The organism is Sphingopyxis fribergensis (assembly GCF_000803645.1).
Lineage (GTDB): Bacteria > Pseudomonadota > Alphaproteobacteria > Sphingomonadales > Sphingomonadaceae > Sphingopyxis > Sphingopyxis fribergensis.
The window spans coordinates 789612-815297 of the sequence record NZ_CP009122.1 but is presented as its reverse complement, the minus strand read 5'-3'; the positions used below and the strand labels follow the sequence as shown (position 1 = coordinate 815297).

Sequence of the window (25686 nt, the reverse complement as noted above, 5' to 3'; positions counted from 1 at the left end):
GTTTTCCGTCGAAATTGACTCGTAGCCACGGACCAGCGCACCCGCCCTCCCCGATTCCGGGGACGGCAGGTGCTGCCATATTTCCGCTCGGGGCCGGTCAGTCCGGAGCCGGGGGGTTCCACAGCGGCGCAGCAATCTCTGCCAACGCCTCCGCCGACGCCTTCGGCACCGCGCGGTCATAGGTCAAAAGGCCGTTGATCTCGTCCTCGACGTCGGTCGTCTGGGTGTAGACCGAGGCACTGAGCCCATTCTCCTTTGCCTGCCGGATGACGCCTTCCATCTTCCGACGGAAGCGGACGAGATATTCCTTCTCGTCCTTGGCGACCTGATAGCTCCAATTGTCCTTGCCCGGTTTCCAGATATGCCCCGGCACCGGGAAACCCACCCCGCCATATTCGCCAAGCACCAACGCGCGGTTCGTCTGGAGCGGCGGCGTCCTCGGCACATCTTCATAGGTGTGGATGTCGAGCATTTCCGATACGCCCGGCGCGACGTCGACCCAGCCCGAATTGGCATTGACCAGCCGCGAGGGATCGAGCCCCTTCACGAAGCGAGCAAGCGTCGCCGAATCATATTGGCCCCACCCCTCGTTATTGACGACCCAGGTGACGATCGACGGAAAGGCGCGCAGCTCGCCGACCATTTCGGACAATTGTTTCTGCTGCTCGGCGAGCGTTTCCGACGGGAAGATCGCCTGATACTGGCTGGTGCCGGCGAGATATTGATCTTCGCCGCCGCCCGAGGGCATATCCTGCCAGATCAGCATGCCGAGCCGGTCGGCGTCGTGATAATAGCGCGCGGGTTCGACCTTGATATGCTTGCGCAGCATGTTGAACCCCGCCTTCTTCAAGAAGACGATGTCGCTCTTCATCGCCTCTTCCGACGGCGGCGTGTAGAGCCCGTCGGGCCACCAGCCCTGATCGAGCGTGCCGTGCTGGAAGAGCGGCTTGTTGTTGAGCAGGATCGCGGGTTGCCCCGCGACGCGGCCGGGGCCGATCGACACCTTGCGCATCGCGAAATAGGCGGCGACGCTGTCGCGCGGCGCGCCCTGAACCTGCGCCTTCGCATAGACGCGGCTTTCGTGGTCGGTGAAGCGCGAGTCATAGGCCTTGCGGTCGCGCTCGGCCTCGCCCGCATAGGGATCGGCGATCGTCACCAGTTCGGCCTTGAGGTCATAGAGATGGGGGTCGTCGGGCGACCAGAGGTGCGCGTTCGGGATAGCGAGCGTCGCCTGCCGGTTGGCGCGGATAATCGTCGAGGCGATCGGCTTGCCGCCCGCGCTCGCGGTCAGGCGTACCGCGTCGGTATCATTGGCCCAGCCGCTGAGCGCCACCGCGACATCGACGGTGCCGCGATCGATATCGGGGGTGGCGCGCACCTCGGCGATATGGAGCTTGGGTAACGGTTCGAGCCACACCGTCTGCCAGATGCCGCTGACCGCGGTGTACCAGATGCCCGCGGGGGCGAGGATCTGCTTGCCGCGCGGCTGCGTCCCCGCGCTCGTCGGGTCGGTGACCTCGACGATCAACTCATTTTCGCCCGCCTTGAGATAGGGCGTGATGTCGAAGCCAAAGGCGTCGAAGCCGCCCTTGTGCGAGCCGACGACCGATCCGTTGACGCGCACCGTCGCCTCATAATCGACCGCGCCGAAATTGAGCATGACATTCTGGCCGCGCCAGTCGGCGGGAACGGTGAAGCTGCGGCGATACCAAATTCGGTCGTCGGGCGTCACCTTGCGCGCGACGCGCGAGAGCTTCGATTCGACCGGGAACGGCACGAGGATTTTGCGGTCCATCGCCGCCGGCCGCTCGGCCGCCTTGGGCGCGATCGCATAGTCCCACAGGCCGTTGAGGTTGACCCAGCGTTCGCGCACCATCTGCGGACGCGGATAGAGGCGCCAAGCGTTTTCGGGCGTCACCTCCTTGCCCCAGCGCGTCATCAGGTCGCCGGTATAGACGGCGTCTTTGACAGACGGCGCGGTCTGCGCGTGCGCCGCGGCGGGCGCGAGGGCGAGAAGCGATGCGGTGATCAAGAGGCTGCGCATGGTGTCTGTCCTTTTGAATGGGAGAGCCCAGGACCCAGAGGGGGGATGGCGGGTCCTGGGCTCGCGCCCCCGCGGGGGGCGCGGGGGCGAGGGGCTGGCTAAGGCTTTCGCGACATCGACGGCGGCGCGGCGGCGGGCGCGGCGCCCCACGCCTTGTTCGGCTTTGCACCCATTGTGAAGACGAAGGTCGCGCCGTCCTTGACGTCGTCGTGGCGGAACCATGGCTTGTTCCACGGTTTGCCGTTCAGCGTCGCCGACTGGATATAGACGTTCGTGTCCGAATTATTCTTCGCGACGATCCGCAGCGTCTTGCCGTTGCCCATGTCGAGGCTGGCGTCGTCGAACAGCGGGCTGCCGATGATATAATCCTGGCTCGACGGATCGACCGGATAGAAGCCGAGCGCCGAAAGCGCGTACCAGGACGAGGTCGCGCCCTGATCGTCCATCCCCGGATAGCCATAGCCCGACGCATCGCTGCCATAGGTCCTCTCGAGGATCTGGCGCACCAGCGCCTGCGTCTTCCACGGCTGGCCGCTCCAGTTGTAATAATAGGGCGCCTGCTGGTCGGGCTGGTTGCCGTGGACATATTGGCCGATCACGCCGGTGCAGTCGCGGCAGATGCCCGTCGGATTATAGGGCTTGGTGAAAAATTCGTCGAGCTTGGCATTGAACGCATCGCGGCCCCCGAGTAGGCCGATCAGTCCTTGCACATCGTGCGGGACGAGCCACAGGGTCGACCAGCCCGACGCCTCCTTCATCATGAAATTATAATAGGGCTCCTGCGGATCGAAGGGCGCGATCCATTTGCCGTCGGCGGTGCGCCCGCGCATGAAGCCGATCGATTTGTCGAAGACATGGACATAATTGCCCGCGCGTTTCAGGAACATCCGGTAGTCGGTGTCCTTGCCGAGCTTCTTCGCATAGAGCGCGAGCGCATAATCGTCCCACGCATATTCGAGCGTCTTGTCCGCGCCCGCCTTGCCGCCGGCATAGGGCGGGCTGGGGTTATGGTCGGGCACGATGTCCGAAATCCAGCCCTGCTTCATATATTCGGCAAGATATCCACGCGGCCCCTTCGGGTCGGTCGCATTCTTGCGCAGATATTCATAGGCTGCTTCATAATCGAATTCGATGCCGCGCTCCCACGCGCCGAGGAACAGAAACACCGCATTGTCGCCGTGGAACGAGGTGTTCATATAGCCTTTCTCGCGCGCCATCGCGAGTTCGGAGGCCATGATGTTCTGGACTGCCTCGGGCTCCATCAGTTCGAGCAGCACGATCTGGTTGCGCCCCGTGTCCCAGAAGGGGACCGGGCCGTAACGGTCGTGCGTCGCGGTCTGGACCTTGCCGTTGGTGTCGGCGAACTTCTTGCCCTTCTGCGCGATCAGCCGCGGCGAAGCGAAGGACTGGAAGAGGGTCGAGTAGAAGAGCTTGCGCTGCTTGTCCGTGCCGCCCGTCACGCGGACGCGGTTCAGCAGTTGCGCCCAGGTGCCCTGCGCGGCCTGACGAACGCCGTCGAAATCCCATCCCGGCACTTCGGCGGCGAGCCGCTGCGCGGCCTGCTCATAGCTGGTGCCGTGCGCCATCTTCACCAGCACCTGTTCGCCGGCCTTGGTATTGAAGGTCACATAGCTGCCGGCATAGCTGCCCGTCATCTCGCGCCCGCCGGGTTTCACGTCGCTGGTGCCGATGCCCCAGCCTTCATTGTCGCCGGGCGATTTGCGGAAGGTGCCGAGCGCGGCAAAGGGCTTCGAAAATTCGGCGACGAAATAGCCACCGTCGGCGCTGTCCTTGTCGTTCGACACCCCCCGCACGATGCGGTCGCCGACCACCTCGACCGAGCCGCCGTGGCGCGGCAGATTGACGATGATGTTCGACCGCTGGCTTTCGGGGAAGGTGAAGCGCATCACGCTCGCCCAGCGCGTCGCGGTCAGTTCGGCCTGGGTGCGGAAGCTGTCGAGATAGACCGAATAATAGCCCGGCGACGCCTTTTCGCGCGACTTGTCATAGTATGACTGGCTATAGGCGGGCGGCGGCGACCAATCGCCGACCACGGGCATGATGAAAGGTTCGGCGCCGCCGCCATAGGTTGAGCCGCCGCCACCGGTGAAACCGATCATCGTCGGGTTGGTGTAATAATAGGGAACGGGGACGCCGTTCGGATAGAGAAGCTCGATATTATTGTTCACCGGCGCCGCCTCGACCGAGCCGTGCGGCAGGCGCGCGCCCGGCGAGGTTTGCCCCGAATAGACGGGCTCGCCCGGCGGCGGCGCGTTGCCGATCACCGCGGGATCGTCGAGCGGCGCGGTGCCGACGAGCGGATCGGCGAGTTCGACCGGCGACTGGCCGACTTTGGGCCGCGCCGCCGCCGGCGAGAAGGCGACCATGAGCGGCAATATCGCCGCCGACGACGCCAGAATGGCGCCCAATTTCCACCCGCGGTTCAAATTCCTGTCGATACCCATTGCGACCCTCTTCCCCTGAATATTTTGTTTTCTGCGTGGTCAGTGCAGCGAATTTGCGAAGACTTTGGCGCGCGCGGGCGCGCGCGCCGCGCGCCAGCCGAACAATGCGATGACGAGGTAACAGGCCATCGGCACCAGAAAGGCGAGGAAGCGGCTGCCGCTGGCATCGGCGACCTGCGCGAAGACGAGCGGCACCAGGGCACCGCCGACGATCGCCATGCAGAGTAGCCCCGAGGTCGCCGACGCGGGCGCGGTCGACCGCTCGATCGTCAGCGAGAAAATCACCGGGAACATGATCGAGTTGAACAGCCCTACCGAGATGGCGAGCACGCCCGCCGCGGGCCCGCTGATCTGGCTGATCGTGAGGCAAAGCAGTGCCGCGGCGAACGCCGCCACCGCGAGCAACGGTCCTGCGGGCAGTTTGTAGAGGAGGCCCGAGCCGACAAAGCGGCCGATCATCGCGCCGAGCCAGTAGAGGCTGACAAGGCTGCCCGCCTGTACCGCGCTGATCGCGAACACATCGGGCTGTTCGAGGAAATTGACCATCGCGCTGCCAATCGCGACCTCGGCGCCGACATAGAGGAAGATCGCAAGCGCGCCGGCGAGCGCCCAGGGCGAGGTGAAGGCACTCGCGACCCCGGCGCTCTTTTCAGCCGACGGCGCGGCCGCGGTGATCTCGTGGCGGACGCGGTAGAGGAAGACGGCGAGCACCGCGATCACCGCCGCGATGAAGACATAAGCGACGTCGATCCGGCCGAGCGAATAGGCGATTTTCGCCTCGGTCACCGGCCCCGCTTCGAACAGCCCGCCCTGCAGCAGGGTCCGCGCCGCGAGATAGGGCGCGATAACGGTGCCGAGCGAATTGAACGCCTGACTGAGCACCAGCCGGAAATGCGAGCGTTCGGGCCGGCCAAGCGACGCCGACAGCGGATTCGCGGCGACCTGCAGCAGCGTAATCCCCGAGGCGATCACGAACAGGCCTACGAGCACGATCGCATATTCGCGCACGATGGTCGCGAACGGCATGATCAGGCAGCCGACGATCATCGTGGCGAGCGCGACGATGATCGAATTCGCCGCGCCGAGCCGTCCCATAAGCGCCGCGGCGGGCAGCGAGACGACGCCATAGGCCATGAAAAATGCGAATTGGGTGAGGAAGCTTTCGGTGTCGCTGAGCGCGAAGATCGCCTTCACCGCCGGGATCAATATATCGTTGACCGCCGTAACCGCGCCCCAGACGAAAAAGAGCATCGTGACATAGGCGAAGGTCCAGGCAGTGCCCGATCGGCCGGCGGTCATGCCAATCGCTCCGCACCCGGATAGGCGAGCAACAGGTCGGCCTCCGCATCGGCATCGATCCGAACCGAGCCCCTGAGCGCGACGCATTCACCCGCCGCGAAAGCGACGCCATCGACGGCCCCCTTGCCCGAAACCGGGATCAGCCATGCGGTGACGCCACCCGGCAGCGCGATCGTGCGCGCGCCGCCCGCCAGCCGTTCGAGCACGAATTTCGGCCCGTCGACGAGGATCGTCCGATCGTCGGCGATGCGACCCGGAGACGGATAGGCAGCATAGGGCTGCGGATCGGACACCGCGATGCCGTCTTCCAGATGCAGCTCGCGCGGGCGACCATAATCATAGAGGCGATAGGTCGTCTCGCTGTTCTGTTGCACCTCGATCAGCGTCAGACCGGCGCCGATCGCATGCACCGTGCCCGACGGGACGTAGAAGAAATCGCCCGCCTTGACTGGCTTCCAGTCGAGCAATTGCTCGATGCTGCCGTCGAGCGCGGCGTCGCGCAATACCGCTGGGTCGACGGGAGCCTTTGTACCGAGCGCGATGACCGAACCGGGTTCGGCGTCGAGAATCAGCCAGCATTCGTCCTTGCCGCGCGGCAGGCCGCGCGCATGCGCCTGTTCGTCGTCAGGATGGACCTGCACCGACAGTTTTTCGCTGGTGAAGAGATATTTGATCAACAGATCGGGCGTGCTGTCGCCGGGCGCCTGAAACCAGATTTCGCCGACGGGTTCGCTGCCTGTGGGCGCGTTGCGAAACGGCCCCCATAGCTGGTGGCGCCCCCAGGGCTTTTCCACGCGATGGGTCGCAACCAATGTCGCCGGCACGAACCTCTCCCTGTTATCCAGCCACCGTTCCGGGTCTGGTCCACGAAAACTGCCCCGGCAGACCGCTCGCCGTCAAGATAATAATGAAAATTAATTTATTTGATCGGAATCGCCTTTGTGGCATGTTGATGGGCAATCAGGACGGGCGCTGACGCTCGCCGTTGGAGAGAGTGGATGACAGGGCAGCAGGGCCGCGACGCCTATTCAGGTTCGAACATATCGCAGCGCATCGGAGGTCGCGGCACCTTGGCCGCTGCGATCGGGACGGCCGCCCTTGCGGGTCTCCTCTTCGGTTTCGACACCGCGGTGATCGCGGGCGTCACCGGCGACCTCACCAGCCTCTTCTCGCTGACTCCCGAAACGCTCGGCATCACCGTCTCGGCGGCGCTTTGGGGCACCCTCGTCGGCGCGCTGTTTGCGGGGAAGCCCGGCGATAGCTTCGGCAGCCGCGACAGCCTGCGGATGCTCGCCGCCTTTTACTTTATTGCGGGGCTTGGCTGCGCACTGGCGCCGAGCTGGCCGCTGTTCCTCCTCTTCCGCTTCCTGTGCGGACTCGCAATCGGCGGCTCGTCGGTGCTCGCCCCCGTCTATATCACCGAGATCGCACCGCCGAGGCATCGCGGCTTCCTCGTCGGCCTGTTCCAGCTGATGATCGTCACCGGCATCCTCGTCGCCTATCTGAGCAATGCGACGATCGCGGGGCTGGTCGGCGGAGATATCGCCTGGCGGTGGAAGCTGGGCATAACCGCCGCCCCTGCCCTGCTTTTCTTCATCCTGCTGTTCGCGATCCCCAACAGCCCGCGCTGGCTCATCGCAAAGGGCCGCCGGGCCGAAGCGAGCATCGCCCTCGCACGCATCGGCACGCCCCCCGGCGCAGCCGAAGCCGAACTCCGCCGTGTCGAACAAGCGCTCGAGCGCGATCCGCCGGGCGAGAAACTGTCATGGCGCCGCCATCGCCGCCCGATGACGCTGGCGATCCTCGTCGCGATGTTCAACCAGCTCGCTGGCATCAACGCCGTGCTCTATTATCTCAACGACATCTTCGCCCGCGCCGGCTCGCTGTCGCCCGACCGTCAGGCGGTGCTGATCGGCATCGCCAATCTGGTGTTCACGCTCGTCGGCATGGCGCTGATCGACCGGATCGGGCGCAAGACGCTGCTGCTGGCGGGCGCCGCGGGCATGACCTTGTGCCTCGCCGCCGCGGCGGGGGTCCTCTACGGCGCGCTCGGCAACGGCCTGATGCTGCCCGCGCTCATCGGCTTCATCGCCTTTTTCGCGACGAGCCAGGGCGCGGTCATCTGGGTCTATATCTCGGAAATCTTCCCAACACCGGTCCGCGCGCGCGGCAGCGCGCTGGGCGCCAGCACGCATTGGCTGATGAATGCGCTGATCGCCGGTATCTTCCCCATCTTGGTGGCGTGGTCGCCCGGCGCGCCATTCGCGATTTTCGCCGCCGCAATGGTCGTCCAGTTCATCGTCGTCGCGGCGATCTTCCCCGAAACGCGCGGCGTCGATCTCGACGAGATGGCACAGCGGATCGAGTGAAGCGTCAGCGACCCGCCTGCATCAGGATCGATTCGGACGGCAGGACATGGTCGAGGAACGGGATGATTGCGGCGCCGATTGCCGACGCATCGTCGGCCGCCTCGGCGCGCCGCACCGGTGCCAGCACCGGAAGCTTGCGCCCCGCCATCCGACCATTGAGCCGCTCGACGAGCGCGTCCGCCAACTGGCCCGGCAGCCGCCCGCCGATCAGGATCGCGGAGGGATTGATCAGGCAATTGACCGCGATCAGCGGTTGGACGAGCACGTCGGCGGCATCGTCGAGCCATTTGACCACCACGGCCTGCTTCTCAGCCGATCCGTCGAGCAGCGCCTCGGGCCGGTCGACCCGATGCCCCGCCGCTTCCAGCCGCGCGTAGAGCGCCGATAGCGAAACCGTGTCCTGCACATTCGCCCCCTCGCGATCGGGATCGGGCATCGCCCAGATCTCGCCCGAGCGCGAATCGGCGCCGCGCACATAGCTGCGGTCGATCACGAGGCCTCCACCCAGACCCGCACTGATCAACAGGTAGAAAAAGCTGGAGAGTAAGATGCCGTTGCCCAGATGCACCTCGCCGAGTGCCGCCGATGCGGCGTCATTGTCGGCATGCAGCGGCCAGGGGAGCACCTCGCCGAGCAGCGCGCCCAGATCGATGTCATCCCACGCATCATATTCGGTCGGCCGATGCGGCAGTGAAATTCGCCCGAGATCGTCGGGCAACGCGACGCCGACGCCAAGGATGCGCGCCCGGTCGACGCCGCCCTCTTCGAGCAGTCCGGGCAGGATGTCGCGGACATGATCGACCACCGTTCCGGGCAGCGCGAAAGCAATTTCGCGCGTGTGGCGGCTGCGGATCTTGCCCGCGAGATCGAGCGTCACCAGCGTGATATGATCGCGGTCGATGTTGAGCCCGATCGAAAAGGCGCCGTCGGGGTTGATCACGATCCGCATCGCCGGTTGGCCGCGCTTGCCCTGCAACCGCCCCGCCGGCTTGACGAGACCCATATCGATCAGCCGCTTGGTGATGTTGACGATCGTCGGCGGCGTCAGCCCGGTGACGCGCGCAAGGTCGCTCCGCGTCGTCTCCTCGGTCAGGCGAATGGCCTGCAGCACGATGCGCTGGTTATAATCGCCCGCGCGCTCGAGATTGGTGCCCGAAAGACTGAGCGTCAGCCGGGCATCGCGCGCTTCGGGACCATTTTTCGTCGATTGCCGCCGGTCAAGGCCCGGAAGGTTAAGCGTCATCGCTGGATTATCCTTCAAGCTTATCCGAATGCCCGGCGCCCCCCGCCAAACAGACTCGATTCATAAAGCATAGGCGCTTTAATAATTCGATTTTAGATAAAGCCGAGCGGTGCCGCCCTGTCAATGGCGGGCGCCGCAAAGGTGCAGCGATCAGGTCGAAAGGCGGGTCCGGTTACGAGCAGCCAGACGGGCGGGATCGGAGCAGGGTGCGGCCTGCGGCAGCGCCCGTCGTCCGTCCGTCGTCGACCGCCAAGACGCCGTTGACGAACAGCTTCCGGACACCGACGCTGAGCTCGCGCGGACGCACATAATCGGCGCGCGGGGCATAGCGGTCGGGGTCGAAGACGAGTATATCTGCGAAATAACCGGGACGCAGATAGCCGCGCCGGTCGAGCTTGTAGATGTCGGCGGTGCGCCCCGTCGACTGGCGGATGAAGGCCCTGAGGTCGATGACCTTCCGCTCGCGAACATAGCGAACATATTTTTCGGGGAAGGTCGCGAACATGCGCGGGTGGCCGTCCGATCCGTCCGACGATGTCACCATCCACGGCTGTTTCATTAGCAGGTCGACGTCGGCCTGCGCCATGTTGAACGATGCGACCGCAGTGCCACCGCCCCGTTCCGGATCCTTTTCCTCGATGCTTTTCCTGATGATACGCAGCGCCGCATCGCGGCTGTCCAGCTTCCACTCGTCCGCGACCTGCGCCAGCGTCTTTCCGGTCCAGGGAAAGCCCTGCGCGATCAGGAGCAGCGCGCTGGCCCCGCCGCGTCGACGAAGATTTTCCTGCATCTCGGCCCGGATCCGCGCCAGCGTGGCGGGATCGTCGAGCCGTTTGAGCAACGCCGGTCCGCCACCATCGACCGCCCAGCGCGGCAGCAGCGACGCGTCGAGGCTCGACCCCGACGCCAGCCAGGGATATTGGTCGGCGGTCACATCGACGCCCGCCTTGCGCGCCGCATCGATCGCGGCGATCACCGCCCCGGCCTGCCCGTGGACATCGACGCCAAGCGCCTTCAGATGCGCGAAATGGACCGGCATTCCTGCCTCACGCCCAATCTCGATCGCTTCCTTCACCGACCCGAGCAGGCCGATGCTGTAACTTGATTCGTCGCGCTGGTGGGTGTCGTAGATGCCGCCGCGGATTGCGGCTTCGCGCGCCACCGCTACAACTTCGCCCGTCGTGGCAAAACTTTGCGGCGCATAGAAAAGTCCGGTGGACAGGCCCACCGCACCTTCGCACATGCCCTTCGCGACCAACCCCTTCATCGCATTGAGTTCCGCGTCATTCGGTGCACGCGCGTCCTGACCGAGCGCGCGCTGGCGAACCGGACCGAAACCGACGAACGGGACGATATTGGTGCCGATCCCCGACGCCGCCAGCTTGCCGGCATCCTCGGCGACATCGGGCGTGCCCGACCCGTCGACCCCGATCATCACCGTGGTCGCGCCCTGACGCAGCCACGCGGCATTGACGCGCACCGCCTTGTCGGGCGAGCGGATAAAGCTGTCGGCATGCGTGTGCGGATCGATGAAGCCCGGCGCGACGATCATCCCTTTCGCGTCGATGACCTTGCCCGCCTTATGGCGGCCGGATTTGCCGACATAGACGATCCGGTCGCCCCGGATCGCAACATCGCCGACAAAGGGCTTGCCCTCGCCGCCGTCATAGATGGTGCCGCCCCGGATGATCACATCAACGGCCTCGTCCGTCTTCGCGGACGCGCCCGCCACGCACAGCAGCGCCGCGGCCAGCGAAAACGAACCGATCGTCCGACGAACCGAAAGCGGGGCAAGCGGCTGAGGCATCGGAGGGATCCTTCCATAGGGCTTTGATCGGCGACAAGGATGTCTCGAACAGGCGTTCGCCGTCCAGACAGCGTTGTTGCACCCCCTATAACCCGATGGCATAGAGATGGCAGCCTTAACATTATTCGGCCAAAACAAGCGGTAATCTAATACCCCGGGTCGTAACTTTGGGATCGTAACCGGATGAACCTGCGCCAGATCGAGATATTTCACGCGGTGTTCCTGCACGGCACCGTCAGCGCCGCCGCGCGGTCGCTCAACGTGTCGCAACCGTCGGTGACCAAGGTGCTCCGCCATGCCGAACGCTCGATCGGCCTGACCCTGTTCGAACGGTCGAAGGGGCGGCTGATCCCGACGCAGGACGCCCACACATTGTTCGCCGAAGTGTCCGATATTCAGGACCGGGTGCGTTCGCTGCGCCAGGCGTGCCAGAATTTGCGCCACGGGCGCGGCGGGCTGCTCCGCATTTCGGCGCTGCCGTCGCTGGGCCTTGGTGCGATCCCCGAGGCGGTGTCGCGCTTCATGGGTGATCATGCGGACATCATGTTCGATCTCCAGACGCTGCATCACGACGAAATGGTGCGCAAACTTTACGAGCATGAAACCGACATCGCGATCAGTTTCGAAGTGCCGCTGTCGGCGCCCGTCGCACATCAGGTGATCGGCGAAGGCGAGCTGGTGGTCATCTATCGCGAAGAGGACATGCCCCGCGCGCCGCCGCGCCTGCACCTAGACGAGTTGCGCGGGCAAAAATTCATCAGCCCGGTTCAGGGCGGCCCGATCGGGCGGATGCTGTCGAGCGAGCTTAGCCGGCTCGAGGTCGAGCTCGACGAGGTGGTGTCGGCGCGCACCTATTATGTCGCGGCGGCGCTGGTGGGCGCAGGCGTCGGCATGGCGATCGTCGACAATTTCACCGCGCACGCCGCGCTGCCCCCCGGCCTCGCGAGCCGGCCGCTCCAGCCCGCCATCACCTTCGACATCAACGCGGTCTATCTGCAGAACCGCCCGCCATCGCGAACCGCGTCGGAATTCCTTGCCGTGCTCGCGGCGGTGATCGAGGATCTATAGCATCAAGCTATAGGATAGGAGGCGCTAGATATTGGGGCGTTGGGGCGGGTAGCGATAATATCGGCCTCTCATCCTTTCACAGGTTTCCCGCATCCATGATCGAAACGCCCTATCTTCTCTACCTCGGTCACAGCAGCGACCCCGCCGACATCAAGACCTCGCGCGGGCTCGCCGTGTTCCGTCCCGACATCAGCATCGGCGAATATCGCCACGATAATTGCCCGCTGACACTGAACCTGCCGCGCATGGATTTTGCCGCTGCGCATGCCGCCGGGGCGCGGACATTGGTGCTGGGTATCGCCAATGCAGGCGGCAAGCTGGGCGAGGATTTGATCGTCGACGCGCTCGCCGCGATGGCGGCGGGTCTCGACATTGCATCCGGACTACACCACCGGCTGAACGCCGAACCGCGTCTGGTCGAAGCCGCCGCGCGGCTCGGCCGCAAGCTGCATGACGTGCGCGACCCGCGCCCCGACATTCCGATCGGTAATGGCAAGAAGCGTGCGGGCAAAAGGCTGCTGACCGTCGGCACCGATTGCTCGGTCGGCAAGATGTACACGACGCTGTGCCTCGCCAGCGCGCTCGAGAAGCGTGGGCTGGCCGCCGATTTCCGCGCCACCGGACAGACGGGCATCTTGATCGCGGGCGACGGTGTCCCGCTCGACGCCGTGGTCGCCGACTTCATCTCGGGCGCGATCGAACAGGTTTCGCCCGCGCGCAGCGACGATGGCTGGGACCTGATCGAAGGCCAAGGCTCGCTTTATCACCCCTCCTTCGCGGGCGTGTCGACGGGGCTGCTGCACGGCGCGCAGCCCGATGCGCTCGTGCTCTGCCACGACCCGGTGCGTCCGCATATGCGCGGCCTGCCGCATTATCCGCTGCCCGGCATCGCCGAAACGCTGGACGCCAATCTGCGCGTCGCGCGGCTGACCAACGCCGATGTGCGGGTCGTGGGCATCGCGCTCAACACCTCGACGATGGCAGAGGATGAAGCGCGCGCGCTCTGCGCCAGCATTGAGGCCGAATTCGGACTGCCGACCAGCGACCCCTATCGCTTTGGGGTCGAGACGATCCTCGACCGGCTGCTCGATACGCCCCTGCTCGCCGCAATCGCCTGACGACCGGCGATGCCCCGCACGCTGACCGTCGCCGGCGAGATTTTGCCGCTGCACACGCCGTTTCGCATATCGCGCGGGATCAAGACCGCCGCGCAGGTGGTAACCGTCGCCATCGCAGAGGACGGGGTGGTGGGGCGCGGCGAATGCGTCCCTTACCCCCGCTATGGGGAGAATGCCGAAAGCACGATCCTCGCGATCGAAGCGGCACGCCGGGCCATCGAGCAAGGGGCGACGTGGCGGGAACTGCTGGAACTGATGCCGGCGGGCGCAGCGCGCAATGCTGTAGACTGCGCCCTGTGGGATCTCGAGCTGCGGCGCGCGGGCACCAATTTTGCGGCGGCCTTCGGCCTCGAACAGCCGCTGCGGCCGATCGTCACCGCGATGACCGTCAGCCTCGATACGCCTGACCGCATGGCGATGGCCGCTGCGGCGCTTGCCGACGCGCCGCTGCTGAAGATCAAGGTCGACCGCAGCGACCCAGCCGCCCAGCTCAACGCCGTCCGCGCCGCGGCGCCGGAACCCAAGATGATCGTCGACCCCAATGAAAGCTGGACGATCGAAGAGGTCCGCGACTTGCAGGGTCTGATGACCGATTTGTGCATCGACCTGCTCGAACAGCCGTTGCCCGCCGACGCCGATGGCGACCTTGCTGGTTTCCGTTCGGCTATCCCGATTGCCGCGGATGAGGCGGTGCATGTCGCGGCCGATCTCGACCGCCTGCCCGATGGCTATGGCGTTGTGAACATCAAGCTCGACAAGGCGGGCGGACTGACCGCCGCGCTCGATCTGGCAGAGGCGGCGCGAAGTCGCGGGCTCGGCGTGATGACCGGCTGCATGATCTGTTCGTCGCTGTCGATCGCCCCGGCATGGGCCATCGCGGCGAATAGCGGCTTCGTCGACCTTGACGGACCGCTCTGGCTTGCAGAGGATCGCGCGGGCGGGGTCAGCGCGGCGCACGGCATCATGTCGCCGCCGCAGCCCGGTTTCTGGGGCGGGATTTGATACGATCAAAACAGGGGGACGGATGACAGGGTTTCTTCGCGGCTGGTTCGCAGTGCCGCTGTGGCAACGCGTATTGGGCGCGATGGTCGTCGGCGTGCTGCTGGGACTGCTGTGGCCTGCCGCGACCGGAGCGATTGCCTTCATTGGCGAATTGTTCGTCCGCCTCATCCGGATGCTCGTCGTGCCGATCGTCTTTATCAGCATCGCGTCGGGGGTCACCGCGCTCGCCGATCCGCGCAAGCTGGGGTCGGTCGGCGCGCGCACGGTCGGCCTGTTCGCGGCGACCACATTCTGCGCGGTGTCGATCGGCATGATCGTCGGCCTGCTGCTCGAACCCGGACAGGGCGCCGCGCTCGGCAGCGCGGTCCCGCATGCGCTGGGCGAACCCAAATCGCTGCACGACCAGCTGGTCGGCATCGTCCCCGTCAATATCGTCGAGGCGCTTGTCGCGGGCGACATGCTCGCGATCATCTTCTTCTCCATCCTCTTCGGTTTCGGCGTAATCCTTGCCGGCGAGCAGGGACAGCCGATGGCAAATCTGCTGCAATCCGCGGGACAGGTGCTGTTCCAGCTCGTGCGGATCGTCATGGAAATCACCCCCTTCGGCGTGCTGGCGCTGATCGCCAAGGCGGTCGCCGACAATGGCGTCGCGGTGTTCGCCAACATCGGCTGGCTGGCGGTCGGCGTTGTGGCGGGGGTGATCCTGCAGATATTGCTCGTCCATGTGCCGCTTATCGCCTTTGTCGCGCGGCGGCCGGTCCTGCGCTTCTATCGCACGATTATCGATGCGCTGGCGGTCGCCTTTTCGACCGCATCGTCCGCCGCCACCCTGCCCGTCGCGCTGCGCATCGCGCTTGAAGAGCTGCGCATCGCGCCCGGTGTCGCCAAGACCGTGCTGCCGATCGGCGCGAGCATCGGCAAGGACGGCACTGCGATGTATGTCGGCCTGCTCAGCATTTTCGCGTTGCAGGCGGTCGGGGTCGAACCCGACCTGCCGATGCTGGCTATCGTCCTGCTCACCGGCGCACTCGCTGCCTTCGGCACCGCGCCGATCCCGTCGGCGTCGCTGTTCATGCTCGCCGCGGTGCTTTCCGCGGTCGGCGTTTCGCCCGAGCAGACTGCGCTCGTCGTCGGCTTCGTCCTACCCTTCGACCGATTGCTCGACATGACGCGCACGGTGGCGAGCGCGAGTGCAAACCTGACGGTCACGAGCGTCGTCGCGCGCTGGGAAAATGCCGTCGAGCCAGAGGACAAGATCGAGCCGGAGAAAAAGGCGTGACCGCGGTGGCCGCCGAGGCCGTAGCGGGGGTCTTGGCGGGCGACCTGCCCGCCAAGCCATCGGCACGACGTCTTTTCGGTCTTTACCTGCTGCTTGGCTTTTCCGCCGGATTGCCCTTTTACATGTTCAACGCGGTGCTGACGCTGCGCCTGTCGCGGCACGGCGTCGACATCGTGATCATCGGCTTCTTCGCGTGGATCGCGTTGCTGCCGACGTTCAAATTCGCTTGGGCGCCGCTGATCGAACGTTACGATGTGCCGGGCTTCGCGCGTTTCTGGGGAAGAAGGCGCGGGTGGATCATGCTGTCGCAGCTCGGTATCTTCCTCTCGATGATCGCGATGGCCTTTACGTCGAGCGACAAGAGCCTGCCGCTCACCGCCTTGTTCGCGGTCCTGCTCGCCTTCTGGACAACGACGCTCGAGGTCGCCGCCGACGGCTGGCGCATCGAACTCGCGCCGACGCAGGCCGAACAGGCTCCGATCGTCGCGGCGAATCTGTGGGGCTATCGCAGCGCGATGGTCGCGGCGGGCAGCGGCGCGATCCTCGTCGCAGCTTGGGCCGACTGGACCTGGGCTTATCTGGTCATCGCCCTCGCCGCCTTCCTGCCCTTCCCCATCCTCGCGGCGATGCGCCCCGAACGCGAAGCCAGCGCGGGCCGGACGCAGGCATTGGTCACGGGAATCATCACCAGCCTGTTGGTCATATTCGCCGCCGCGCTCGTCACCGCGCTGCTCGGCTGGGCGCTGCTTTCAGCCGCACAAGGCGCGGGCCTGTCGGCGAAGACCAATGTCACCCCGATCGTCCTCGCCATTGCGCTTCTCCCCTTCGTGGCGCTGGCGCTCGCGCTGCCGCGCATCCGCCGCCTGCCCGCCGATGCGCTTTCGAACATGTCGACCTTCGCCGCACCCTATGTCGAGCTGTTCTGGCGCTACGGCACGCCAGTGCTCGCGGTGCTCGCCTTCGTCTCGCTCTATCGCATGGGCGATGTGCTCACGCTGACGCTGTCGCACCCGCTGTGGAACGACAGGGGCTACAGCCTGCACCAGATCGGCGTCGCCGACGGCGTCGTCGCGCTATCCGCGAGCATGCTCGGTGTCGCGCTCGGCGGCTTTTTGTCGACGCGGATGTCGCTCGGCTGGACGCTCGGGATCGGCGCGGTGACGGCGGCGGCGGGCAACTGGATCTATGTCTGGTTGTGGCACAGCGCGCCCTCGGCCTTTGTCCTCTATACCTCGGTGGCGGTCGACCAGTTCGGCAATGGCTATGCCGGCGCGGTCTTCGTCGTCTATCTTTCGATGCTGGTGAGCCCGAAATATCCCGGTGCCCAATATGCGCTGCTGTCGGGCTTCGCCTTCCTGCTGCCGCGCCTGCTCGCGGGCGCATCAGGCTCGATGCAGACCGAGATCGGCTATGACGGCTTCTTCCTGCTCTCAGGCGCACTGAGCTTTGCCGCGATCTTCCTGCTGCCCATCATTGTGCGCGTCCGGGCACGCGCGGCGCCATGACGATCGAGTCGGTCTGCGAGCGAGGTTTCGCGCCCGCGCTGGAAGCGGCCCAGAGCGGCCGCATCCCCGGCGCCACGCTCGGCGTGGTGAGCGCCGATGGCGCGAGCGCGGTGCGCTTCGCCGGAATGGCCGCGCTCGTCCCCGAACGCGAGCCCCTGACGCGCGACCACTGGTTCGACCTCGCCTCGCTGAGCAAGGTGATCGCGACCACCACAATGATCCTGACGCTTGCCGAAGCGGGGCGGCTCGACCTCGACCGGCCGCTGACCGACGCGATCCCCGACCTCCGCCAATATGATGTCGCGAATGCCGCCGAACGCGGGCTGACCTTCCGCGACTGCCTGATGCACCGCAGCTTCCTGCCCGCGGTCGAACCCATCTATACCTATGGCGACGATCCGGCGCGGCTGCGGGCCTTTGTCCTGCAACGCGAATGGCGGCAGGGGCCACCCGTTTATTCGGACATTAATTTCATCCTGCTCGGCATCGCGATCGAGCGCCTGACTGGCGCGCCGCTGTCGGACTGGCCGCTCGGCGCGGCCCTCGGCTTTGGCCCGCCGCCCGGCCCGGCGGTCGCGACCGAGGATTGCCGCTGGCGCGGGCGCGTAATGCGGGGCGAGGTGCACGACGAAAATGCCTTCGCGCTCGGCGGCGCACCGGGCCATGCGGGGCTGTTCGGCACCGTCGACGGCGTGCTGGGCTTTGCGCGCGCGATGCTCGACGGGTCGATGCTGTCGCCCGCGATGCTGGCCGAGGTGCGCACCGCAGACGAACGCCACCGCACGGCGGGGTGGGAGCGCGCCTTTGCCGGCTGGCATGGCGGCGACGCCTGTTCGGCCGACACCATCGGGCATACCGGCTTCACTGGCACTGGCCTCTGGATCGATTTCGAGCGCGGTCTTGCATGGACACTGCTCACCAACCGGGTCCATCCGACCCGCCACGCCGACAGCGGCATCGCGACCCTGCGGCCCGCGGTGGGCGACCAGGTCATCACTGCATGGGACGAACGGATATAATATGACGACTTCGATTGGACGCTTCGCCCTCGCCTCCGCGCTTGCGCTATCCCTGTCGCTGACCGCGGCGAACGCGCAGACGAGCCCCGCGCCCGCCTCGCTGCGGGCGACGGTCGAACAGAAACTGGCCGAAGGGCCTGCGGGTTCGCGCTTCGGCATGCTCGTCACGACGCTCGACGGCGAAGTGCTGGTATCGATCGCCCCCGACCAACGCTTCATCCCGGCATCGAACACCAAGATGTTCACCACCGCCATCGCCTATGCCGAACTGCCTTTGCTCCAGCGGACCGCAAAAGGCACCGGCGTACGGCTCGAAACGGACGCTGACGGCGCGGTCGATGTGGTGCTGCACGGCCGCGGCGACGCGCTGCTGTCGAGCGCCGCCGATTGCAAGAACGTTTGCTTGCAAACGCTCGCCGACGCGGTTGCGGCGAAAACGCGCCACGTCCGCAACGTCGTCGGCGACGACAGCTGGTTCCCCGACGAACGCTGGGGTCCGGGGATGAGCTGGAACAATATCCAGTCGCGTTACGGCACCGGCACGTCGGCGCTGACGCTTGATGACAATGAGCTGGTGGTAAAGCTGGCACCGGGCGCGGTCGGCGCCGCGCCGGGCGTCGAGGCGCCCGGCTATTATACCATCGAAAATCACGTCACGACCGTCGCCGGCAAGGACGAGGCGATCGAGGCGTTCCGGATGCCGAACAGCCGCGTTCTGCGCCTGACCGGCACGGTCGGCGCCGACGCCGCGCCGCTGACGCTGCGTTATGGCATCGACGATCCCGCGCATTATGCCGCGTGGCGCCTTGGCGAGTTGCTGCGCGCACGCGGGGTGCGCGTCGACGGCACCATCGCGGTCCGCCACCGGCCGCTGACCGCCGCCGACGATCCCGCCAAGCGCAAGGGTGCGGCCGCGATCCTGCCGACCGAGCCCGTCATGCTCGCCGAATTGCCCGCGCCGTCGCTTGCGACAAATATGGTGCGGATCAACAAGGAGAGCCAGAATCTCCACACCGAACTGATGCTGCGCCGCGTCGCGCGTCAGGCGGGCAGCGGCTCGATCGCCGATGGGCAGGCGGTGATGTACAAGGTCATGGCACAGGCGGGGCTGCCCGCGACCGGCTATCACTTTGCCGACGGGTCGGGCATGTCGAGCTATAACCGCATCAGCCCGCGCGCCGCCGTGGGCCTGCTCAGCTGGATCGCGCGCCAGCCGTGGAGCATGGCGTGGCGCGAAACGCTGCCGATCGCTGGGCGCGACGGCACATTGGCGAGCCGCTTCAAGGGCACGCTGCTCGAGGGCAAGCTCTTCGCCAAGACCGGGTCGCTCAACGCTTCACGCGCGCTGTCGGGTTATCTGACGACGCGCAGCGGACGGACGCTGATCTTCTCGGCGCTGGCCAACGATATGCCCGACGGCACCGACAGTCAGGCCACTGCCGCGGTCGACCGCGCGCTCGTCGCCATCGCCGAAGCGCTTTAGGCCGCGACGTATCTGTTCGTGTCGAGCGAAGTCGAGACACCAGTCCGAACAGCGTAAGGCCGAGGGGCATCTCGACTTCGCTCGATGCAAACGGATCGGATGGTAGCTTAGGTCATCCAGCCGCGGGCGTCAGCACCAGTCGGCTTTCCGCATGCCGGTCGACCGCCGCCTGACTGAACCACAGGGGCTGCATCGCGCCCGCCAGCCAGAGCGGATAAAAGTCGCGGTAACGCGGCGAGCGGGGGTCGGCCGACTGGCCGGGCAACAGCAGGAAGCGGCTATTGTCCCACGCGCCGACGTCGGCGACGAACAAATAGCTCGCGCCGTGCGACACGTTGAAACCGCGCTTGGGGTTGAAGCCGCGCGCCATCGGCGTCGTCCCGTCGCCGCCCGAGCGGCCGCCCTCGATCCGGGGAAAAGCGGCGGCGATCGCCGGGTTCGACGCCAGCGAATGCGCGATCGTCACGCGGTGCAGGTCGCCCCATTTCCAGCGCGCCGGGTCGGGGCCGCCGAGTTCGACCGCCTTTTTCCATCCCGCCGCCAGCGCGCGGTCGATAATCGCATCGCGCGCCGCGGCAGGATCGTCGCCCAGGCGCTTGTCGGGCGACGCAAGGATGCGCAGCATTTCCGACAGATTGACCGACGCGATCAGATCGCGCGCCGCCGCGGGCACGATCCGGTCGTAAAAGTCCGTCGATAGCGCCGGCATCACCATTTCATAAAGCAATGCTGCGGCACTATCGGCCTCGATCCCGCAATCCCAGCGCCGGAGCAGCGCGACTGCGGGCGCAGCCTCGGCCGTCGGATTGGCAGGAAGCAGCTTCAACAGCGCACGCGCCGGAAGCGACTGAACATCGTGCTGGAGCGCGATGCTGTCCGCGATCCGGTGCTTCGGCTGCGCGCGCAGCACCTCGGCGATGCGGTTGTAGCGGAACGGATCGCTCCAGCTGAAACTGATGATCCGCTCGCGATAGGGATAGTCCGCCGGCAGGTTCATCTGGTTGGCCGAGGCGAACCAGCCTTCGCGCGGGTTATAGACGTGGGGCATATCCTCGACCGGCAAGATGCCCGTCCAGTCGAAATCGCCGTCGCCGGGCGCCGGAAACAGCCCGTCATGCTTCGGCCGGCGCGGCGTGAAACCGATCGTCTGCCAGCCGGTGTTGCCGTCGATATCGGCGTAATGGAGATTGGTCGGCGACACATGCAGCTTGAACGCTTGGCGCAGCGACGCCCAATCCTTTGACAGGTTGATCGCGATGATCGCAAAACGCATGTTGGCGCCCGGCAGCATGCTGACCGTGGCGAAGGCGACGGCGCGGCTGCGCGCGGCGTCCTCGGACACGATCGGGCGGCCCGCGGCATAGCGCAACGTCACACGCTCGCTCGGCGCACCCTTGACCGGGATCTCGTCCTCGAAGGTTTCGAACGCCTTCCACTCGCCCTTGTGCCAATAACGGCCGGGATCGCCTTCTTTGGTGCGCAGGATGAACAGGTCGGTCTGGTCGATGTGGAAATTGGTGCGGCCGAAGGCGAAGCGGTCGGTGTGCCCCTGCATGATGCCGGGCAGCCCCGGCGCGCCCGCGCCGATGACGTCGAGCCCCGGCGCCGACAGGTGGCACATATGCCGCGGACTGGCGCGGCCGATGCCGAGATGCGGGTCGTTGGCCAGGATCGGCCGGCCCGTTGCGCTCCGCGACGGCGCGATCGTCCATGCGTTGCTGCCCAGCGCGAAGCGGTCGGTCCAGCGCGCTTCGGGGTCGAGCCGCGCCTCCTGAACCGCGTCGAAATCGATCGGCCGGTTCGACGGATCGAGGACGCCAAGATCGGCGTCGCTGACCGCCGCGCAATCGAGCCCATCAGGGACGGTAAAGGACCAGGCGGGGCGCAGCGGGATCATCAGCTGGTCGGCATCGAGCAACCCGCGCGCCTGAAGCTGCGCGCGGCGCACCTCGTCATCGGCGTCGCCCATGCCAATGCCGCGTCCCCGCACCAGATCGGTGACCTCCCAGCGCAGCGGGCTGATCCCCAATATGCCATATTCGAGCGGCAATGCCGACGGGTCGGCCGCGAGTTCATCGATCCGGGCGTTGACCCCGGCGACATAGCCCTGTGCACATTCCAGCACGTCGGCGGGCAGCGCCGCGAGTTCGGCGGCGACGTCGCCGCGATAGTGGAAGAGCCGCGCCGCCCGGTCGGCGGCGACGAACTGCGGCCCGAATGCTTCGGCCAGTCGCCCCATATCGCGGCGGTGGTCGATGTCGATCTGGAACAGACGGTCGCGCGCGACCAGATAGCCCTGCCCAAAGAAAGCGTCGTGCAGCGAGGCGGCGCGGACGTGCGGCACGCCGAGCTCGTCCTCGACCACCTCGACCGGCGCCCGCGCGCCCGAAAGGCGGATGGTTTGCGCGGTGCCCTGGACCCTGGATTTCGCGAAAAGGCTTCCCGGCATCGCGGCAAGCGCAACCGAAGCCAAAAGAAACGCGCGGCGCTGGATCAACAGGCCCTCCCCAATCAGATATGAAATGACGAAATGCGACCCTATCGCAGCAAAGCGCCGCAAGGCCATAGCAACCGGGCTACGCCCTATAACTGCAAGCTATCCGATCAGCCCGGCATCCGGCGACGCTATTCCCTGGGGCTATATGTCCATATCGCCGGGTTAGCTGCGAAGCTGTTGACCCCCTGCAACCACCCTGTAACTTCGCTGTCACGAAACTGGCCGCCCACGCCCTCGGCGATGGCGACGGCCGGACCGGGACGGACGAATAGCACAAAATAAAAAGGCGGAGCCAAACATCCGCCAAACGGCAGGTAGGGCAAAGACGGCAAGCCAACCCGGCGTATCGACGCCGGGGCACGCATCGGCGGCGTGCGGCTTGGCCATTCGGAAAAAGGGGACTGTTAGATGCGTGATATGGGACGAATTCGTCGGCCGCTGGGCCACAAAGGCCGCTTCGGCGCGGCGATGACCGCGCTGGCGCTGGTGCATGGCGCGCCGGCACTGGCGCAGGAGGCGACCGCCCCCGCTGATAGCGTCGAAGCGGCATCGGGTGACCAGATCATCGTCACCGGCTCGCGTGTAGCACGCGACGGCTTTCAGGCGCCTACCCCAGTGGTGGTCCTGACGCAGGAGGATATCCAGAACACCTCGCCGTCGAACAACATCGCAGACTTCGTCAACCAACTGCCCCAACTTGCCGGATCGACAAAGCCCGCCAACTCGCGCCTGAACATCTCTAACGGGTCGGCGGGTATCAATGCGATCAACATGCGCAACCTCGGCGAAAGCCGCGTGCTTGTCCTGGTAGATGGTCGTCGGTCGGTCGGTTCCACGATCTTCGGCTGGGTCGACATCAACACGATCCCGCAGGCGCTGATCGAGCGCGTCGAGGTCGTTACCGGCGGCGCCTCGTCGGCCTATGGTTCGGACGCGGTCACCGGCGTCGTCAACTTCGTCCTCAACAAGAAGATGGAGGGGCTGCGCATCACCGGCGACATCGGCCTCACCGACAAGGGCGACGGCTTCAACTATTCGGGCAGCATCGCGGGCGGCATGTCGTTCGCCGACGGCCGCGGTCACGCCATCTTCAACGCCGAAATCGCGCATCAGGACGGCATTTACGAAATCGATCCGAACGATCGGCCGTGGAACCACAAGGGCTATCTGGCCTTTGCCAACCCCGCCTATACCGCGACGAACGGCCAGCCGGCCTTCATCACCTTCCGCGAGAATGCCGGACAGACCAATCAGGCGCCGGGCGGCTTCATCACCGCTTCGACCGGGACCTCTGCCAATAGTTTGCGCGGCCTGTATTTCGGCCAGAACGGCCAGGTCATTCCGTTCCAATATGGGTCGTTCAACTCGCCGACGCTCAACCCCACCGGCCCCGGCACTGGCTCCGCGGTCACGCGGACGGTTGGCGGCGACTGGCGTCTCAACGATTCGGGCCGCCGCATCGGCCTCGCGCCGAAGGACGATCGCTGGGGCGTCTATGGCCGCACCAGCTTCGACGTCTCGGACAATGTCACGCTGTTCGCCGAAGGGTCATTCAACAAGCAGGAAGTCTTCTTCAACGCGGGGCCCAACCTCGGTTCGGCGGTGCTGAACACAACTGGCTGTACGACGATTCCGGTACCCACCACCTGTAACGCCTTTGCCCTGCAAACGTTAGGCGCCGACCGGCTCGCCGGTGTCACCAGCGTCAGCATCACGACCACGGCGGCCGACCTGCCCTTCCGCGGCATCAACAACAAACGCAAGGTCCAGCGCTATGTCATCGGCGCCGAGGGTCAGTTCGACGCCTTTGGCAAATCGGCGCGCTGGGACATCTTTGGCCAATATGGCCGGTCGGATGTGCGCGAACAGCTGCGCAACATCATGCATGTCACGCGCATGGCGAACGCATCGAACGCAGCCTTTGCGCCCGACGGTTCGATCCAGTGCCTGATCAACGTCGATGCCGACACCACAAACAATGATGCCGGCTGCGTGCCGCTGAACCGCCTAGGCATTGGCGTCGCCGATCCGGCGGCGATCGATTATGTGCTCGGCGATCCGTACCGCAAACAGGTGCTCGAACAATATGTCGCCGGCGCCAACCTGTCGCTGACGCCGTTCGCTACCTGGGCGGGCGACGTCAGCGTCGCGATCGGCGGCGAATATCGTGAAGAAAAGATCCGCGGCAGCGTGCCGACCGAGTTCCAGCCGATCGCGACGGTGGACTCCAACGGGCGGCCCGGATTCCGGAATGCCTGGTCGGTCGGCAACTATCTGCCGTTCAAGGGCAGCTATAATGTGAAGGAAGCTTATCTCGAGACCGTGGTTCCGCTTGGCTTTGGCCTGGAATTCAACGGCGCGGTGCGCGCGACCGATTATTCGACCTCGGGCTATGTCACCACGTGGAAGCTTGGCGCGACCTGGGCACCGATCGAGGATATCCGGTTCCGCGTGACACGGTCGCGCGACATTCGCGCACCCAACCTGAACGAGCAGTTTCAGGCGGGCACCGCGAACAGCGATTCGGTCCGCAACCCGAACTTCGACGCCAACAATCCGGCCAATGGGCCGCAATTCTTTCCCTATTCCGGCCTGACGACGGGCAACCCGGCGCTCCAGCCCGAAAAGGCGGATTCGTGGAACATCGGCGGCGTGATCACGCCGCGCTTCCTGCCGGGCTTCAGCGCATCGGTCGATTATTTCCGCATCGACCTCGAAGATGCGATCGACACGATCAGTGCGCAGGAAGTCGTCAACCGGTGCGACGAAGGGGTGCAGACATTCTGCGACGCGATCACCACCGACCCGACCCGTTCGACGCCGACCACGCCTTATCTGCTGATCCGCACCCAGCCGTTCAACTATGTGAGCCGGCTGGTGCGCGGTATCGACTTCGACGCGGCTTATCGTCTGCCGGTCGGGGAAAATAGCGCCATCACCCTGAAGGGAACCGCGACGCGCTATATCGAAAATCTTTCGGACACCGGCATCGCCGGAACGACCCCCGTGAACACGGTCGGGGCAAATGGCGGTCAGGCTAGCACCCCCAAGTGGATATTCCGCGCCAACCTCAACTATTCGACCCCGACCTTCTCCGGTACGGTCACAGGCCGCGGCGTCAGTTCGGGCAAATATCTGGCTAATGCCATAGAATGTACATCGGGATGCCCGACTTCGAGCAGCCAGTTCCCGACCTATGACAATAATCACGTCAAGGGGACATTCTACATCGACCTCAACCTGACGCAAAAGGTCAGCGTGGGGAACGCCTCGGAAAGCGAATTTTTCTTCAACGTGACCAATTTGTTCGACGCCGATCCGTTGCTTTTGCCTGAAACCGGCCTTGCAGCGAACAGCACGTTTTCGGACCTGCTGGGCCGCACCTTCCGCGTAGGGGTCCGCTTCAAGATGAAGTGATGTGGAGCGACTGAAAACAAAGGAGGGTCCCTCGGGGCCCTCCTTTTTTGCCAATCCTGCTCACGGGATTC

16 protein-coding genes are annotated in these 25686 nt (G+C 65.5%); 9 read left to right on the top strand and 7 right to left on the bottom strand.

The window, feature by feature from the left end:
• Positions 1-97: 97 nt before the first annotated feature.
• The 4 genes from SKP52_RS03905 to SKP52_RS03890 form a co-directional block, all read right to left on the bottom strand.
• Positions 98-2044 carry a glycoside hydrolase family 2 protein gene (locus tag SKP52_RS03905; protein ID WP_228383814.1) on the bottom strand — a complete coding sequence of 649 codons (1947 nt, stop codon included), beginning with the start codon at positions 2042-2044 and terminating at the stop codon, positions 98-100.
• A gap of 98 nt (positions 2045-2142) precedes the next feature.
• A complete protein-coding gene (locus tag SKP52_RS03900; RefSeq protein ID WP_081997194.1) occupies positions 2143-4509 on the bottom strand; it encodes a GH92 family glycosyl hydrolase in 2367 nt (788 codons plus the stop codon).
• Between the two features lie 39 nt (positions 4510-4548).
• Positions 4549-5808 (bottom strand): sugar MFS transporter, encoded by a 1260-nt coding sequence (locus SKP52_RS03895; protein ID WP_039571980.1) that lies wholly within the window; start codon positions 5806-5808, stop codon positions 4549-4551.
• Complete coding sequence (locus tag SKP52_RS03890; RefSeq protein ID WP_039571979.1) at positions 5805-6632, bottom strand: class I mannose-6-phosphate isomerase; 828 nt, start codon at positions 6630-6632, stop codon at positions 5805-5807. Before SKP52_RS03890 ends, SKP52_RS03895 begins: the two co-directional genes overlap by 4 nt.
• A gap of 174 nt (positions 6633-6806) precedes the next feature.
• Here SKP52_RS03890 and SKP52_RS03885 point away from each other — a divergent pair, with 174 nt between their 5' ends.
• Positions 6807-8177, top strand: coding sequence for a sugar porter family MFS transporter (locus tag SKP52_RS03885; protein WP_228383813.1), 1371 nt, complete (start codon positions 6807-6809; stop codon positions 8175-8177).
• Between the two features lie 4 nt (positions 8178-8181).
• Here the strand turns inward: SKP52_RS03885 and SKP52_RS03880 are convergent, their stop codons facing one another.
• Complete coding sequence (locus SKP52_RS03880) at positions 8182-9420, bottom strand: ROK family transcriptional regulator (RefSeq protein ID WP_039571976.1); 1239 nt, start codon at positions 9418-9420, stop codon at positions 8182-8184.
• A 172-nt stretch (positions 9421-9592) separates the two neighbouring features.
• Positions 9593-11227 (bottom strand): N-acyl-D-amino-acid deacylase family protein, encoded by a 1635-nt coding sequence (locus SKP52_RS03875; protein WP_052207776.1) that lies wholly within the window; start codon positions 11225-11227, stop codon positions 9593-9595.
• A gap of 183 nt (positions 11228-11410) precedes the next feature.
• Between SKP52_RS03875 and SKP52_RS03870 the strand changes: the two genes are divergently transcribed.
• The 7 genes from SKP52_RS03870 to dacB all read left to right on the top strand — a co-directional run bounded on the left by SKP52_RS03870 (position 11411) and on the right by dacB (position 19701).
• Positions 11411-12295 carry a LysR family transcriptional regulator gene (locus tag SKP52_RS03870; RefSeq protein ID WP_039571972.1) on the top strand — a complete coding sequence of 295 codons (885 nt, stop codon included), beginning with the start codon at positions 11411-11413 and terminating at the stop codon, positions 12293-12295.
• A gap of 95 nt (positions 12296-12390) precedes the next feature.
• On the top strand, positions 12391-13413 hold the full coding sequence (gene dgcN, locus SKP52_RS03865; RefSeq protein ID WP_039571970.1) for an N-acetyltransferase DgcN: 1023 nt from the start codon (positions 12391-12393) through the stop codon (positions 13411-13413).
• A gap of 9 nt (positions 13414-13422) precedes the next feature.
• Complete coding sequence (gene dgcA / locus SKP52_RS03860) at positions 13423-14415, top strand: N-acetyl-D-Glu racemase DgcA (protein WP_039571968.1); 993 nt, start codon at positions 13423-13425, stop codon at positions 14413-14415.
• 22 nt (positions 14416-14437) lie between these two features.
• Positions 14438-15694, top strand: a complete 1257-nt coding sequence (locus SKP52_RS03855) for a dicarboxylate/amino acid:cation symporter (protein ID WP_039571966.1) — start codon at positions 14438-14440, stop codon at positions 15692-15694.
• Positions 15691-17199: an MFS transporter gene (locus tag SKP52_RS03850; RefSeq protein ID WP_228383812.1), complete on the top strand. Its 1509-nt coding sequence runs from the start codon at positions 15691-15693 to the stop codon at positions 17197-17199. Before SKP52_RS03855 ends, SKP52_RS03850 begins: the two co-directional genes overlap by 4 nt.
• On the top strand, positions 17196-18218 hold the full coding sequence (locus tag SKP52_RS03845) for a serine hydrolase domain-containing protein (RefSeq protein WP_039571963.1): 1023 nt from the start codon (positions 17196-17198) through the stop codon (positions 18216-18218). Before SKP52_RS03850 ends, SKP52_RS03845 begins: the two co-directional genes overlap by 4 nt.
• A gap of 1 nt (position 18219) precedes the next feature.
• Positions 18220-19701 (top strand): D-alanyl-D-alanine carboxypeptidase/D-alanyl-D-alanine endopeptidase, encoded by a 1482-nt coding sequence (gene dacB / locus SKP52_RS03840; protein ID WP_039571960.1) that lies wholly within the window; start codon positions 18220-18222, stop codon positions 19699-19701.
• Between the two features lie 112 nt (positions 19702-19813).
• Here dacB and SKP52_RS03835 read toward each other — a convergent pair whose 3' ends face one another.
• Positions 19814-22198, bottom strand: a complete 2385-nt coding sequence (locus tag SKP52_RS03835; RefSeq protein WP_039579663.1) for a penicillin acylase family protein — start codon at positions 22196-22198, stop codon at positions 19814-19816.
• A 408-nt stretch (positions 22199-22606) separates the two neighbouring features.
• On the opposite strand from SKP52_RS03835, the gene SKP52_RS03830 reads away from it, so the two are divergent.
• A complete protein-coding gene (locus SKP52_RS03830) occupies positions 22607-25615 on the top strand; it encodes a TonB-dependent receptor plug domain-containing protein (RefSeq protein ID WP_039571956.1) in 3009 nt (1002 codons plus the stop codon).
• Positions 25616-25686: the final 71 nt, after the last annotated feature.

What these genes read in the sequence shown, in the direction of transcription:
- SKP52_RS03905 (WP_228383814.1), bottom strand. Translation starts at nt 2,044, where the DNA reads ATGCGCAGCCTCTTGATCACCGCATCGCTTCTCGCCCTCGCGCCCGCC.
- SKP52_RS03900 (WP_081997194.1), bottom strand. Translation starts at nt 4,509, where the DNA reads ATGGGTATCGACAGGAATTTGAACCGCGGGTGGAAATTGGGCGCCATT.
- SKP52_RS03895 (WP_039571980.1), bottom strand. Translation starts at nt 5,808, where the DNA reads ATGACCGCCGGCCGATCGGGCACTGCCTGGACCTTCGCCTATGTCACG.
- SKP52_RS03885 (WP_228383813.1), top strand. Translation starts at nt 6,807, where the DNA reads ATGACAGGGCAGCAGGGCCGCGACGCCTATTCAGGTTCGAACATATCG.
- SKP52_RS03880 (WP_039571976.1), bottom strand. Translation starts at nt 9,420, where the DNA reads ATGACGCTTAACCTTCCGGGCCTTGACCGGCGGCAATCGACGAAAAAT.
- SKP52_RS03875 (WP_052207776.1), bottom strand. Translation starts at nt 11,227, where the DNA reads ATGCCTCAGCCGCTTGCCCCGCTTTCGGTTCGTCGGACGATCGGTTCG.
- SKP52_RS03870 (WP_039571972.1), top strand. Translation starts at nt 11,411, where the DNA reads ATGAACCTGCGCCAGATCGAGATATTTCACGCGGTGTTCCTGCACGGC.
- dgcN (WP_039571970.1), top strand. Translation starts at nt 12,391, where the DNA reads ATGATCGAAACGCCCTATCTTCTCTACCTCGGTCACAGCAGCGACCCC.
- dgcA (WP_039571968.1), top strand. Translation starts at nt 13,423, where the DNA reads ATGCCCCGCACGCTGACCGTCGCCGGCGAGATTTTGCCGCTGCACACG.
- SKP52_RS03855 (WP_039571966.1), top strand. Translation starts at nt 14,438, where the DNA reads ATGACAGGGTTTCTTCGCGGCTGGTTCGCAGTGCCGCTGTGGCAACGC.
- SKP52_RS03845 (WP_039571963.1), top strand. Translation starts at nt 17,196, where the DNA reads ATGACGATCGAGTCGGTCTGCGAGCGAGGTTTCGCGCCCGCGCTGGAA.
- dacB (WP_039571960.1), top strand. Translation starts at nt 18,220, where the DNA reads ATGACGACTTCGATTGGACGCTTCGCCCTCGCCTCCGCGCTTGCGCTA.
- SKP52_RS03830 (WP_039571956.1), top strand. Translation starts at nt 22,607, where the DNA reads ATGCGTGATATGGGACGAATTCGTCGGCCGCTGGGCCACAAAGGCCGC.